This is a genomic window from Egicoccus sp. AB-alg2 (assembly GCF_041821065.1).
GTDB lineage: Bacteria > Actinomycetota > Nitriliruptoria > Nitriliruptorales > Nitriliruptoraceae > Egicoccus.
Window position 1 is genome coordinate 310,004 of the sequence record NZ_JBGUAX010000003.1, and the last position, 14,111, is coordinate 324,114.

A 14,111-nucleotide genomic window follows, 5' to 3' on the forward strand; every position below is an offset into this window, starting at 1 on the left:
AAAGGGCCCGTGTGAGCGACGACCGGCTCGTCGAGGACTGGGGCGAGCGCAGCGGCCGCTGGGCCGGGGTGCGCAGCGAGATCGTGGACCTGGCCGGCACCGCCGTCCACGTGCTGCGCGCCGACGGCCCCGACGACGGCATCCCGCAACTGCTCGTCCACGGCCTCGGCGGCTCGGCCACCAACTGGATCGAGGTGGTCGCCGGGCTCGCCAAGCACGGACCGGTGGTGGCGCCCGACCTGCCCGGCTTCGGCAGGACCGAGCCACCGCACCCGCGCGCGAGCCGCGTCCCGGCCAACGTCGCGTTCCTGCACGCGCTGCTCCGCCGGCTCGGCTGGCGGCGCGCCGTCGTCCACGGCAACTCGATGGGGGGCATGCTGGCCGTGCTGCTGGCGGACCGGGCTCCCGAACGCGTCGAGCGGCTGGTCCTGGCCTCCCCGGCGCTGCCGACCGCCCGCAGCCGCATGCACGAGATCCATCCGCTCACGTTCCTGCGTTTCGTGCCCTTCGCCGTGCCTGGTGCCGGCCATCTCGCGGTCCGGGCGATGCGTGCCCGGGTCAGCCCCGAGCGTGAGTGGGAGCAGACCGCCCGGCTCCTGCACGGTGATCCCGAGCGGCTGTCGCCGGAACTGCAGGCGATCGGGCTGGAGAACCTCGTCGCCGGACGTGACGCGGGCTGGCGCCTGCCGGGCCTGGTCGGCGCCGCGGAATCGCTGGTGTCCGCACTGGTCCGCGCCCGCGAGCTGGTCCAGGCGGTCGACGACATCCAGGCGCCGACCCTGGTCGTGTGGGGGGACGCGGACCGACTGGTGGGGCGCGCCGTGATCGATCACCTCGCCGAGCGTCGACCCGACTGGGAACTGACGTCGCTACCGGCCGTCGGGCACGTGCCGATGGCGGAGGCGCCCGACGACTACCTGGCGGCCGTGGCCGCCTTCCTCGCCGAGGACTGACCGGATCACGCCGGGCGGGCGTGCTCGGGTGCGCCGAAGCCGGCGATCCAGTCCCGCACGGCCGTGATCGCGCGCTCGGGCACCTCGAACTGGGGCACGTGCCCGACGTCCTCCCACACGTCGACCGTGGCCGCGGGCAGCCGGTCGGCCACGCGCGCGGCGTAGCGCTGGCGGACGAGGCGGTCCTTGCTGCCGAACACCCAGTAGCTGGGCGTGCGCAGCGTGGCCAGCCGGGTCCAGTAGCTGCGCCGCCCGCCGGCCTTCTCCGCACCGAGGTGTCGGGCGCAGGCCAGCAGGGCGAGCCGGTAGCCGGGGTCGCCGAGGTAGCGCATCGTGTCGTCGGCGGCCGCCCGGAAGTTGGCCGCAGGGATGCGGGCCGGGTCGCAGAACAGCTCGCGGATACCAGCCTCGACCCACTGGCGCGGCACGGGCACGGGAGCTGCGCCGACCCAGTGGGGCCGTGTGAAGCGAAGCAACGGGCCGAACCGCTGGTACTCGTCGAACGCGACGGCGGCGCCCAGGCCGACCACGCTGCGCACCGCTTCCGGGTGGCGCAGGGCCAGTTCGATCGCGATGCGCCCACCCATGGAGTTGCCGACGACGTGGACGTCGCGGATGCGGTTGCGCACCAGGTAGCCGTGCACCACGTCGGCCATCCAGGCCATCGTGTAGCGCCGGCCGGTCGGCAGCGGCTTGGCGGACTTGCCGAAGCCCGGCAGGTCGAGCGCGTGCACCTCGTGGTCGTGGGCCAGGCCGTCGAGCAGGGGCAGGAACGACACCTTGTTGGCACCCAGCCCGTGCAGCAGCAGCACCGGGTCGCCGTGGCCGGCGACCAGCGACTCCAGTCGCACGCCCTTGACCGAGGTCTCCACCGTCCGCAGCAACCGGGTCGCCTCGGGGCCGGGCGCGAACATGGTCTCGAAGCGGGCGGCGAGGTTGAGGTCCCCCGCGATCTCCAGCCGCCCGCCCAGGAAGGCCGCGACGCCGTCCTGGCGACCGGCGACGAGGTCCAGCCAGGTGGCGGCGTCCGTCCGCAGGCGCGCAACCGGGGTGGCGGCCGCGCCGGGGGAGACGAGGATCCGGCCGGAGCGGACGTGGAACGTGGTCGCCGCGGCCGGGTGGTCGACGAGTTCGATGACCCACTTGGCGTCGAGGTTGCGAGCCTCCTCGGGCTGGAAGCGCTCCGCGAGGTGCAGGAAGGCGCCGCGGACGTCGTCGGTCGCCGGCGCCCGCAGACCCAGGGGAGATGCACCCGCGACGGGGTTGCTGGTGCCGCCGTCCGGGGCCGGGGGCCGCGGTGCGACCGTCATGTCCCTCCCCTTTCTCGAAAGGAGCGTACGCGTCAATCACCCCTGAACGTCGGGTTTCGCGACGCTTTCAGAGCGATCCGTCAGCCACGTCACCAGCCCCCGACCGGTTGCGACGCCGACCTCATGGACGTCTGGCCAGGCGATTTGCCACGAAGGTCGGCCGGGTCTGGCAGGTCGGACGTCCGTCTGACCGATCAGTCACCGACCACACGGCGGTAGCGCAGCCCGCGCGCGCCCGGCACGCGACGAACCACGCCGGCGTCCAGGAGCACCTCGAGGTGGGCCGCGGCGGCCGGCAGATCCGCCAGCCCGAGCCGGTCGCGGAGGTCGGCGATCGTGAACTCCGGCTCCAGACCGGTCGCCGTGGCCGCCGGCCCAGGCGCGTCGTCCAGCACCCCGAGGACGCGCGCCGAGCCGCGGAGCCCCTCGACGACGGCCTCCGCCCACCGCTCGAGCCAGATGGTGGCGTCGCGCCGCCGCAGCGTGCGGGCCACTTCCTCGTGGTAGCCGAGCGCGTCGTCCGCCAGGGCCAGTTCGGGGACGGCCAGGCCAGCCGGATCCAGCCCGTGGCGCCGCAGCCACAGGCGTGAGGCGGCTCGGGCGAGGCGACCGTTGGCGGCCTCGAACGGGTGCAGTCGCAGGACCTCGAGGTGCAGGACGCCGGCGGCCACCAGGGGCGGCAGGTCCTGCGCCGGGCCGCGCAGCCAGGCGTCGAGTGCGTCCGCGGCGGTGGGCAGCAGCGCGGGTTCGACGGTGTAGTAGATGACGCGGCCGACGCTGGCGTCGTGGACCGCCTGGTCGCTGGTGCGCAGGTGGGCGGCGCGATCCGGCGCGAGCAGCCCGCGTGTCAGACGGCGGTGGAGCTCGCCCAGCGTGGCCAGCGGCGCGCGGGCGAGGTCGTCGAGCAGGTCGTCCGCAGCGGCGGCCGCGCGCACCCCGCGGGCCTCGCGCGCCAGCAGCGTCGCGTCCGGCACCTCGTCGAACGCCCGCAGCGCGTCGAACCAGGACCCGCCCCGGCCGTCGCCGGCCGGCGCAGTGCCGAGTTCGTCGTCCGCGTCGTCGATCGGTGCGTCGGCGGCGGGCAGCGCTTCCAGCGGTGAGCCGTCCAGCCGCAACGACGCGACCAGTGCCGCCTCGCGGCGGGCGTCGGCCGCCGCGGCGGCGTCGCCCGTGTCGGCGGCCGAGCGCAGTCGGTCCGCCAACTCCTCGGCGCGGGTGAGCAGCGCGCCGAGATGGGCGCTCACCTGGTGCCGGTCGACGACGCCGGTCAGCGCCACGGCCGCAGTCGCCGTCCGGCGGCGGCCTCGGTGGCGATGCGTCCGTGCCGGCGGCCGAGCAGGTAGGTGCCGGCCGCCAGTGCCGCCGACCCGGCGCTGGCGGTGGTGACCTTGACGACCTGCTTCGTGCGGCGCGAGAAGATCACGATCGGCCAACCGCGCTGGTGGGCGACCGACTCCAACGGCCGGTCGGGGTTCACGGCGACCGGGTGACCGACCATCTCCATCATCGGCAGGTCCGAGGCGGAGTCGCTGTAGCTGTAACACAGCCGCAGGTCGTAGCCCTTCTCCGCGGCCAGCTTCTCGATCGCCTCGGCCTTGCCCTCGCCGTACAGGAACGGTCCGTCGAGCCGGCCGGTGTAGCGGCCGTCGGCGACCTCGGACACGGTGCCGAGACCGCCCTCCATGCCCAGCGCGCGTGCCAGCGGATCGACGAGCTCGACCGGGGAGGCGGACAGGATGTAGCAGTCGCGTCCGGCCTCGTGGTGCATGTCGATCAGGCCGCGCGACTCCGGCCGGACCTGCTCGAGGATGCGCGGGATGATCTGCTCGTTGAGCGCCACGAGTTCGGCCTGCTCCGAGCCCGTGACCGCATGGAGGATGCGGTCACGGACCGCCTCGGAGCGCTCGTCGGTGGCGCCGAACAGCTTGTAGGTGGCGGCGTTGAGCGCGTCGCTCACCAGTTCGCCGGTGGGGATCAGCTTGTTGCGCCACGCGGCGATGCCGAAGTGGAAGGCCGACGAGCCCCCGATGAGGGTCCGGTCGAGGTCGAAGAAGGCGGCAGCGGCTTCGGCCACGATCGCTCCTGGTCCTGGCGGCGGCTGGCTCGGGCCCCGAGGGTAGTCCGCCGTGACGGTGGCCCGCCCAAACGGGAAGCCCCCAGCCCGGTGCCGTCGCGGCGCTCCCTTCCCCGTGGAGCGTCGTTCCGGTCCGGTGCTGGGGACCTCGTGGCGGGACCGTACGGGGCCGGGCGGGCAACTGTCGAGCGTCTCGTCCACAGGGGCTGGGGACGAGTGGGGGCCGCGGTGTGGATGGGGTGTGGATGGCCGCGAGGTGGACGGCGCCGCGTCGGCGAGGATCGCCGCGTCACCGCAGGTCGGGGCGGGCACGCCGCCGTCGGACCGTCCACACGGCATCCACACGCTGTGGACGGCGGGCCCGACGAGGGCCCGCTCGTGCCCGTGCGAGGCTCGCACGGGACACCGGGGCCGCGCCCCACCCGGCCGCGGCGTCTGCTACCTGCCCGCCCACCGAGGAGCCCGCCCATGTCCGTCGAGCACCGCCCGGCCGCCGCCGGCCGGCCCGAGCTGCGCATCCACCGCAGCCCACGGCGGCGCCGGTCCGCATCGGCCGCGCCCGAGGGCGCCGGCATCGTCATCCGCCTGCCGGCGGGCCTGGAGCGTGTCGAGGAGGAGCGGCTGATCGACGACCTGGTCGCCAAGGTCACCCGGCGCCGCTCCCGGGAACGCAACGGCGGCGACGCGGCCCTGGAGGCCCGCGCCCGGCTCCTGGCCGACCGCTACCTCGACGGGGTCCGGTTCACGTCCGTGCGCTGGTCGCCGCGCATGGCCCGCCGGCACGGCTCGTGCACGCCGGCGACGGGCGAGATCCGCATCAGCGACCGGTTGGCGTCCGCGCCGGCATGGGTGCTCGACGCGGTGCTGGTCCACGAGCTGGCGCACCTGCTCGAGCGTGACCACGGGCCGGCGTTCCATGCCCTGGTGGCCCGCTACCCGCAGGCCGAACGGGCCCGCGGCTGGCTGGAGGGCTTCTCGGCCGGTCAGCTCGCCGCGGGCACCCCGCCCGATCAGGTGCCGGCCGCGCCGCTGCCGTCGCCGCCCTCGTCCTCGCCGTCCGCGTCCTCGCCGTCAGCACCCGCGCCGTCCGCGCCGTCCGCGTCGCCCGCGGACTGCTGACGCAGGCGCTCGTCGGCGCTGCCCTCGACCGGGGCTTCGCCGAACTCGCCGCCGAGCAGCTCGCTGAGGTCGTCGGGGACGTCGTGGTCACCGGCGGTGCGTGCCAGCCAGGCGGACGGGTCGGCCAGCTCGGCGGCGTCGGGCAGGTTCTCCGGGTGCGCGAGCGCGCGGTGCAGGCCCGCGGGCCCGAGCGCGCCCTCGACCGCGACCACGAACGCCTCGCCGACGCCCTCGTCCTCGGGCTTGAGGTCCAGCCCGAGCAGCGCCGCGAGCAGCTCCTCGCCGTCGCCGCGCGTTGCCCGTCGGCGTCGCAGCACCTCCTCGACCCGCCCACGGGCGGGCAGCCGGTCGCCCGCGGCGCGGTCGGCCTCGTGGCGCGCCCAGGCGCCGACCAGGCACACGACCGCCTGCAGCCGCTCGAGCACGCGACGCTGGTCCGGCGTGGGTTCCATCCGCAGGCCCGCTGCACGCTCCATCGCCTCGCGCAGCGAGTCCGGGTCGTCGGGGTCGACGCCGGTCATCAGCTCCTCCGACAGCTCACGCATCCGTTCGGCGTCGATGGAGGTACCGGCGGCGAAGCGGGCGACCAGCGACTGCACGTGCGCCTCCAGCCACGGCACGGCGTGGAACAGGCGCCGGTGTGCGGCCTCGGTCAGCGCGAGGACGACCGCGACCTCCATCGGGTCGAGGTCCCAGCCGTCGAACTCGGCCTGGACGTTGACCGCCAGCGAGTAGGCCTCGGCCCGCGGCGCCGTCGGGATGCCGAGGTCGTACTGGCCCAGCAGCTGACGGGAGAGTTGCCCGACCACCTGCCCGGCCTGCAGGCCCATCAGTGCCGCACCCGCGGGCCGCAGCATCGCGCCGAGGTCCATGCCGCCGAGGTTGGCGAGCAGGTCGCCCAGGCCGGGCGGCAGACCCTCCAGGCCCGGCAGGCCCGCGGGCCCCTGCTCGCCGAGCTCGCCGAGCTGCTCCTGTGCCAGCGACACCATCGCGTCGGTGGAGGCACGCGCCACCGGTTCCACCAGCGGCCGCAGGGCCGCCAGCGCGGCGTTCACCCAGGTCTGGCGCGAGGCGACCACCAGCCGGCCGGCGTCGGGTGACGCCGGCAGCGGGCTGTCGTCCAGCCAGTGCTCGGCCAGCTCCATCGCCTGGCGCGCCCGTGTCTCCTCCTCGGGGGTGGGGCCGCGGTCGCCGTCCGCCGCCACCTGGAGGGCGACGCGGCTGGCGAGGTTCCAGTCGACCGGGCCGGACTGGCCCAGCCCGCCGGCGAACAGCTGCGAGAGCTGGGCGCTCATGGCGGCCAGGCCCTCGCTGCCGCCGAGTTGCTGGAACATCGCCTGCAGTTCCGGCGGTAGCGCGCCGCCGAACGGGTCGTCGGGCTCGTCGTCGCCGGGAAGGCGGGGGTCGTCGCTCACGGGAGGCCTCGTCGGCTCGTGGTGCGGGTGGTGCGGGTGGTCGAGGGCCGCGGTGTCGGCCGGGTGTTGCCGGCCGGCCGTGTCGCGGCCGGGGTGTCCGTGCGCCGGTCGTCGGGGCGGACCCCCTCGCTACGGTACGCGGCGAGCGGTCGAGGAGGGGACGGTGACCACCGTCGCGATCACGGGGGTGGGTGGGTTCATCGGCAGACGGCTGGTCGCCGCCCTGGACGACCAGCCGGAGGTGCAGCGCATCCACGGCCTCGACCTGGTGGCGCCCAAGGGGCTGACGTCCGACAAGCTGGTGTTCCGCCGCGCCGACGTACGCGACCGCGACCTGGTCCAGGTGCTGGAGACGGTCGACACCCTGGTCCACCTCGCCTTCCGGCTCGATCCGATGCACGACGAGCCGACCATGCGCGAGATCAACGTCGAGGGCACCAAGCGGGTCTTCGAGGCGGCGGCCGCAGCCGGCGTCCGACGCGTCGTGTACCTGTCGTCGGTCGCGGCCTACGGCGCCCATCCGGACAACGAGGTGCCGCTCACCGAGGACCACCCGGTGCGCGGCACCCCCGACTTCAACTACTCGCAGCACAAGGCCGAGGTCGAGCAGTGGCTGTGGCCGTGGGCGCAGGCGCACCCGGAGGTCGCCGTCACGGTGCTGCGGCCCGCGATCGTGCTCGGTCCCGGCGCGCAGAACTTCGTGACGCGGGTCTTCGAGCAGCCGCGCATCACGCTCGTCAGGGGCCACAAGCCGCCGCTGCAGTTCGTGCACGTCGACGACGTCGTGTCGGCGCTCGTGCACGTCCTCGAGCACGACCTCACCGGCGCGTACAACGTCACGGCCGAGGGGTGGCTGTCGATGGACGAGGTCACGGCCATCGTCGGGCGGCGCACCGTGGCGGTGCCCGAGGAGGTGGCCTTCTCCGTGACGGAACGGCTGTGGCGGCTCGGCATCGGCGAGCAGCCCCCGGGCCTGGTGTGGCACTTCATGCATCCATGGGTCGCGTCGCCGGCGAAGCTCATCGAGACCGGCTGGCAGCCCAAGCACAGCAACCGCGACGCCCTGGACGAGACGGTGCGCGAGCACGGCCGGTTCGTGTCGCTCGTCGGACTGCGCGCCGAGCGGCGGACGGTGCGCTCGGCGTCACTGGCGGCAGCCGGGATGGTCGGCGTCCTGGCCAGCCGTGAGGTCCGTCGCCGCCAACTGCAGCGCCGCCGCCTGGAGCGCTGAGCGCGCGGGCCCCGGTCGAGCCGGTGCCGCGGCCGGGTCGCGGTGTTGCCAGGACGCGCCTGGCTCGTTGCCCTCGTCGTACGCGTCGATGACGGCGGGAGGGCAGCAAGGTGCGGACACGGGCACGGGGCGCCGTGTCACGGTCGGCCGTGACGACCGTGGCGCTCGTGCTGGCGACCCTGGTCCTGGCGCCGGCGCTGTTGGTCCTGGCACCGCCGCCGCTGCCGTCCGCGCCGGCGTCCGCGCTCGCGCCGGGCGACCCGTACCGCGAGCAGCAGTGGGCGCTGGACCGCATCGGCGCGGATGTCGCCTGGGCGGGCGGCGACCGCGGCGAGGGGACCGTGGTCGCGATCGTCGACACCGGTGTCGCACTCGACCACCCGGACCTGCGCGACCGGTTCGTGCGTGACGCGGACGGTGAGGTCGTCGGGCTCGACCTCGTCGACGGCGGTGCCCCGGACGACGCGCACGGGCACGGCACGCTCGTCGCCGGGATCGTCGCCGCCACCGCCGACGACGGCGTCGGCATCGCGGGCGTCGCCCCGCGCGCGAGCCTGCTGCCGATCCGGGTGCTCGACGAGGCCGGGAGCGGGGCCGGCGGGGACGTGGACCGTGCGATCCGGTGGGCCGTCGACCACGGCGCCGACGTCGTCAACCTGTCGCTGGAGAGCGTGCCCGGGGACGAGGCCGCTCCGGCCGGGCCCGGCGCACCGACGGCGGCGGTGCGCTACGCCTGGGAACGCGGCGTGGTGGTCGTGGTCGCGGCCGGCAATGCCGGCGCGCCGGACACGGCCTACCCGGCGGACTCGCCCGTGGTGCTCGTCGGCGCGGTGGACCGCGACGACCGGCGTGCCGACTTCTCCTCGCAGGTGCGTGAGGACGCCCTGCTGGCCCCCGGGGTGGAGGTGATCAGCACCTGGTGCCGCCCGCCGGGTGCCGAACGCTGCGAACCCGGCACCCACACCTACGGCGTCGCCGAGGGAACCTCCTTCGCGGCGCCGCACGTCAGCGGCGCGATCGCGCTGCTCATCGCGGCCGGCTTCACCCCCGAGGACGCCGTGGCCCGGCTGCGCGCCACGGCGGTCGACCTCGGTGAGCCGGGGCCGGACGTCGCCCACGGCCACGGACGCATCGACGTGGGCGCCGCCTTCGCCGACGCGGTGCCCTCTGACGCGGTGTCCTCCGACGCGGTGGGCTCCGACGGGATGGCCGCCGACGGGATGGCCCCGACGGCGACCGGTGAGCGTGCCGTGCCCGACGGCGAGGCACCGGAGCGTCCCGCCGTGGCGACGGAGACGGCGGCACCGGACGCCGCGGCTGCCGACCGGGCCGTACCGACGCGGCAGCCCGCGGCCGACGGCAACGGGGACGTCCGGGTCCCGCCCGTCGTGGCGTTGCCGGCCGACGACCCCGCCCGCGCGACGGGATCCCACGGTGACGGGTCAGGGGTCCACCTCGTCGCGGTCGCGTGCCTCGCCGTGACGTTGTGGATCTGGTCCGCGGTGGCCCGACGGCACGCATGACCCGGGGCTACCCTCCGCGCGTTCGGGCTGCGTGGAGGGCACGTTGCGCCGGTTGGCAGTGTTCGTCGTCGTGGTCGGCGCCGTCGTCGCCCTGACGACGGGCGGCGCGATCGCGCGCGGACTGGTGCCCTGCGAGGTCCTCGCGGCCCAACCCGCCTGCTACGTGGCGTTGCGGCCAGGTCCGGCCGAGGACGTGCTGCAGCTGCTGGAGGTGCGTGGCGCCCGCGCCTACACCGCCACCGGCGAGCTACTGCTGACCACCGTCGCGGTCGACGAGGAGCTCGGTCTGACCGAGTGGCTGCGCGCCAACGTCTCCGCCGGCATCGAACCGGTGCCGCGCGAGCAGCTGTTCCCCGCGGGCAGCGACCGCGACGAGGTGGCGGAGTACAACGCCGCGCTGATGGCCGACAGCCAGCTGACGGCGACGCTGGCCGCCCTCGACGAGCTCGGCTACGACGTCACCGGTGAGGGAGCGCTGGTCACCGCGGTCGTGGAGGACGCGGTGACCGACGAGCTCGTGGTCGGCGACGTCATCACCGCGGTCGACGGTCGGCCCGTCACCGACAACGCGGCCGTGGTCGCGGCCGTGCAGGCACGCTCGCCGGGCGACCGGCTGACGCTGCAGGTCCGCGACGGGGCCGGCGAACGCGACGTCGAGGTGGTGCTGGGCGCCGCGGCCGACGACGCCGAACGCGCCTATGTCGGGGTGCTGCTGTCCACGGAGCTCGACCTGCCGGTCGACGTGTCGATCGACGCCGGCATCATCGGCGGCCCCTCGGCCGGCCTGATGTTCGCCCTGTCGATCGTCGAGGTGCTCGGTCCGGACGATCTCACCCACGGTGCGGTCGTCGCCGGTACCGGCACACTCGACCGGGACGGGGCGGTCGGGGCGATCGGCGGGATCCGGCAGAAGATGCTCGGTGCGACCCTCCGCGAGGACGGCGGCCGGCCCGCGAGCGTGTTCCTGGTGCCGCGAGGCAACCTCGACGAGGCGCTCGGCACGCCCGTCGAGCGCGAGATCCACCTGGTCCCGGTCGGCACGCTCGACGAGGCCATCGCGGCACTGGCCGCGGTCGGCGAAGGGCGTCTGCCCGAGGAGGCGACCACGCTGACGCCGTCGCCGAGGCGTGCCGCCGCCGAGTGACGGCGCGCTCCGGCCGCGGCGGTGGTCGCCGCGGGCCGGATGGGGGAGTGTCGGGCGAGCGCACGGGTGAGCGCCGAACTGGCCCCGGGGGGTGTGGATGGCTAGCCTCGTCGTTCCCGCGGAGCGCGAATCCGCGGCCGTCGCCGTATCCAACGTGCGTTGGACGCGGCGCCGCTCGCGGACCGCCACACGGCGCGGGGAACGTCGCAGCCGGCTGTGCCTCGTCCCGGTCTGCCCGCCCAGGCGGCGACGTCATCGTATCCCGGGGCACGGGACATCCTGAGGCTTCACTGAAAGGCCGGACGTGGGTGAACTCGTACGGCGGCGGCTCGGCACCATCGTGGTGCTCGGCGTGCTGCTCGTGCTCTTCAGCGCCAACCGCATCGCCGTGCTGCTGACCGACCTGTGGTGGTACGACGAGCGCGGGTTCCGGCAGGTCTTCACGACGCTGCTCGGCACCCGCCTGGGCCTGGGCCTCGCATTCGGGTTGTTCCTGGCCGCGCTGATCGCCGTCAACCTGCTCGTGGCGCGACGGCTACGGCCGTTCTACATCCCCTCGACGCCCCAGCAGGCCCAGATCCAGCGCTACCGCGAGATGGCGGATCCCTACCTGCCGTGGCTGATCGCCGGCGTCGCCGCCGTGTTCGGCTTCACCTCGGGGGTCGCCGTCAGCGCCCAGTGGGAGTCGTTCCTGCTGTGGCTCAACGGTGTCGAGGTGGGCAGCACCGACGCACTGTTCGACGTCGACCTCGGCTTCTACCTGTTCGACCTGCCGTTCCTGTCGTTCCTGCAGACCTGGCTGTTCACCTCGCTGATCCTCACCACGATGCTGACGGCCGGTGCCCATTACCTGCTGGGCGGCATCCGGCCCGAGGCGCAGGGCGAGAAGGTGCTGCCGTCGGTCAAGGCGCACCTCGCCGTCCTGGTCGCGGCGATCCTCGCGGTGCGCGGGTGGGGCTACTGGCTCGACCGCTACCAGCTGCTGTACTCCGAGCGCGGGACGGTCACCGGTGCCGCCTACACCGACGTCAACGCGGAACTACCGGCGCTGTACCTGCTGCTGGGCGTCAGCGCCATCGCGATCGTGCTGGTGCTGCTGTCGATCCGCCAGCGTGGCTTCCTGCTGCCGGGCGCGGCGCTGGCGCTGCTGGTCGTCGCCTCGATCATCCTCCAGGGCGCCTATCCGGCGGCGATCCAGCGGCTGCGGGTCGACCCGCAGGAGCTGGCCCGCGAGGAGGAGTTCATCGACCGCAACCTCGCCGCAACCCGGGCGGCGTTCGGACTGGACGACGTGGCGTTGCAGCCGTTCGACATCGCCAACGATCTCGACGAGGCCGACGTCATCGAGAACGACGTCACCCTGCGCAACGTGCGGCTGTGGGAGCCGGAGGTCCTTGAGACCACCTACCAGCAGATCCAGGCGCTGCGGCCGTACTACCAGTTCAACGAGGTCGCGATCGACCGCTACGAGATCAATGGCGAGTTGCGCCAGGTCATGCTGGCGACGCGCGACCTGTCCGAGCTGCCGCCGGAGAGCGACTCGTGGCAGAACCGCCACCTGACCTACACCCACGGGTTCGGGGTCGTCGCCTCGCAGGTCAACACCGCCAACGCCGAGGGCCAGCCGGTCTTCCTCGCGGCCAACATCCCGCCCGCCGGTGAGGACGAGGTCGTCCCCGGTGAGGAGGCGGGCATCTACTTCGGCACGTTCGCCAATCCCGCCTACAACCTGGTGCGCACCGACGCGGTCGAGCTCGACTTCGAGTCGCCCGACGGCACCGAGCAGGTGCCCACCGTCTACGACGGGGCCGGTGGCGTGGACATCGGTGGGTTCTTCCGCCGGCTGGCGTTCGCGCTGCGCTTCGGCGACTACAACCTGGTGCTGACGAACTTCATCACCGACGAGTCGCGGATCATCTTCAACCGCGAGGTCACCGACCGGGTTCGCCAGGTGGCACCGTTCCTGGAACTGGACTCCGCGCCGTACCCGGTAGTCAGCAACGGGCGCGTGCAGTGGATCGTCGATGCGTACACGACCTCCAACTCCTACCCCTACGCGCAGCGCGGCACGTTGACGCTGGGGCAGCGGCAGGTGCAGGTCAACTACGTGCGCAACTCGGTCAAGGCCGTCGTCGACGCCTACGACGGAGACGTGACGCTGTACCGCGTGGAGGAGGACGATCCGATCCTCGACGCCTGGGAGCAGGTGTTCCCGGACATCGTCGTGCCGGCCGGCGAGGCGCCGGAGGAGATCGTCCAGCACTTCCGCTACCCGCAGGACCTGTTCCGTCTGCAGGCGGACCTGTACCGCACCTACCACATCCCCACCGCGGCGCCGTTCTACAACCGCGCCGACGAGTGGTCGATCCCGCGTGACCCGGCCTTCGCCGCCAACCAGGGCACCGGCGCGACCACGGACCTCACCGGGGCGCAGAACCAGCGGCTCATGCAGCCCTACTACCTGCTGATGCGTCTGCCGGGCGAGGAGACCGAGGAGTTCGTCCTGATCCAGCCCTACCTCGCGTTGGGCCGGGAGAACATGGTGGCGTGGCTGGCGGGTCGCTCGGACGGCGCGAACCTCAACGAGCTGTTCGCGGTGCGCTTCCCGACGGACTCGCAGGTGCTCGGGCCGTTGCAGGCCCAGGCCCGCATCGAGCAGGACGACGACATCTCCGCCTACATCACCCTGCGCGACCGCGAGGGTGTGCAGGTCCGCCGCGGCAACCTGCAGGTGCTGCCGATCGCGGACTCGCTGCTGTACGTGCAGCCGCTGTTCCTGCTCAACCCGCAGGCCGAGATCCCCGAACTGGCCCGTGTGGCGCTCGTGATGGGCACCCGCACGGCGTTCGACACCACGTTCGCCGGCGCGCTCGGGCAGCTGCTGGGCATCCCGGTACCGGAGTCGATCGCCGAGGAAGAGGCGCGCGATCCCGGCGTCGACACCCAGGAGGGCACCGAGGACGAGCCCGGTGCGCCCGACGGTGCCGAGGAAGAGGAGGCCGAGGAGCCGACTGACGGCGTCCCGGTTCCGGAGGACCTGCTGCGCGATGCGCTGGCGGCGTTCGCCCGGGCCGAGGAGGCGCTGCGCGAGGGCAACCTCGCCGAGTACCAGCAGGCCGTCGAGGAGGCCCGCAACCTGCTGCAGCAGGCCGCCGACGCCCAGGGCATCACCGTCGAGGAGCTCGTCGAGCCGGACGACGAGCAGTCGGACGCCGAGCTGCTCGAGGACCTCGAGCAGGGCGAGACCGGCGCCGGTGACGCCGAGGGCGGTGACGCCGGGGGTGAGGCCGGTGACGGCGCCTGATCGCCACCGCTGACACGACACGACCCGGGCTGCGCGCC

Annotated in this window: 10 protein-coding genes; 6 read left to right on the plus strand and 4 right to left on the minus strand. The window is 74.0% G+C overall.

All coding sequences use genetic code 11. The annotated features are described in order from the left end of the window. Window positions 1-11: 11 nt before the first annotated feature. Complete coding sequence (locus ACERM0_RS06725; RefSeq protein ID WP_373677781.1) at window positions 12-953, plus strand: alpha/beta fold hydrolase; 942 nt, start codon at window positions 12-14, stop codon at window positions 951-953. A gap of 5 nt (window positions 954-958) precedes the next feature. Here ACERM0_RS06725 and ACERM0_RS06730 read toward each other — a convergent pair whose 3' ends face one another. The 3 genes from ACERM0_RS06730 to ACERM0_RS06740 form a co-directional block, all read right to left on the minus strand. Further along, entirely contained in the window at window positions 959-2,263 is a 1,305-nt protein-coding gene (locus ACERM0_RS06730; protein ID WP_373677782.1) for an alpha/beta fold hydrolase, read from the minus strand. 194 nt (window positions 2,264-2,457) lie between these two features. After that, entirely contained in the window at window positions 2,458-3,540 is a 1,083-nt protein-coding gene (locus tag ACERM0_RS06735) for a Fic family protein (protein WP_373677783.1), read from the minus strand. Continuing rightward, on the minus strand, window positions 3,531-4,337 hold the full coding sequence (locus tag ACERM0_RS06740; RefSeq protein ID WP_373677784.1) for an HAD family hydrolase: 807 nt from the start codon (window positions 4,335-4,337) through the stop codon (window positions 3,531-3,533). Before ACERM0_RS06740 ends, ACERM0_RS06735 begins: the two co-directional genes overlap by 10 nt. Window positions 4,338-4,805: 468 nt before the next feature. Between ACERM0_RS06740 and ACERM0_RS06745 the strand changes: the two genes are divergently transcribed. Beyond that, a complete protein-coding gene (locus ACERM0_RS06745) occupies window positions 4,806-5,456 on the plus strand; it encodes a M48 family metallopeptidase (RefSeq protein WP_373677785.1) in 651 nt (216 codons plus the stop codon). Here ACERM0_RS06745 and ACERM0_RS06750 read toward each other — a convergent pair. After that, window positions 5,348-6,871, minus strand: a complete 1,524-nt coding sequence (locus ACERM0_RS06750; RefSeq protein ID WP_373677786.1) for a zinc-dependent metalloprotease — start codon at window positions 6,869-6,871, stop codon at window positions 5,348-5,350. The genes ACERM0_RS06745 and ACERM0_RS06750 overlap by 109 nt on opposite strands. Before the next feature lie 163 nt (window positions 6,872-7,034). Between ACERM0_RS06750 and ACERM0_RS06755 the strand changes: the two genes are divergently transcribed. The 4 genes from ACERM0_RS06755 (at window position 7,035) to ACERM0_RS06770 (ending at window position 14,073) form a co-directional block, all read left to right on the plus strand. After that, entirely contained in the window at window positions 7,035-8,102 is a 1,068-nt protein-coding gene (locus ACERM0_RS06755; protein WP_373677787.1) for an NAD-dependent epimerase/dehydratase family protein, read from the plus strand. A 149-nt stretch (window positions 8,103-8,251) separates the two neighbouring features. After that, a complete protein-coding gene (locus ACERM0_RS06760) occupies window positions 8,252-9,625 on the plus strand; it encodes a S8 family serine peptidase (protein WP_373677788.1) in 1,374 nt (457 codons plus the stop codon). Between the two features lie 43 nt (window positions 9,626-9,668). Then, window positions 9,669-10,769, plus strand: coding sequence for a PDZ domain-containing protein (locus tag ACERM0_RS06765; protein WP_373677789.1), 1,101 nt, complete (start codon window positions 9,669-9,671; stop codon window positions 10,767-10,769). 304 nt (window positions 10,770-11,073) lie between these two features. Next, on the plus strand, window positions 11,074-14,073 hold the full coding sequence (locus ACERM0_RS06770) for a UPF0182 family protein (protein WP_373677790.1): 3,000 nt from the start codon (window positions 11,074-11,076) through the stop codon (window positions 14,071-14,073). Window positions 14,074-14,111: the final 38 nt, after the last annotated feature.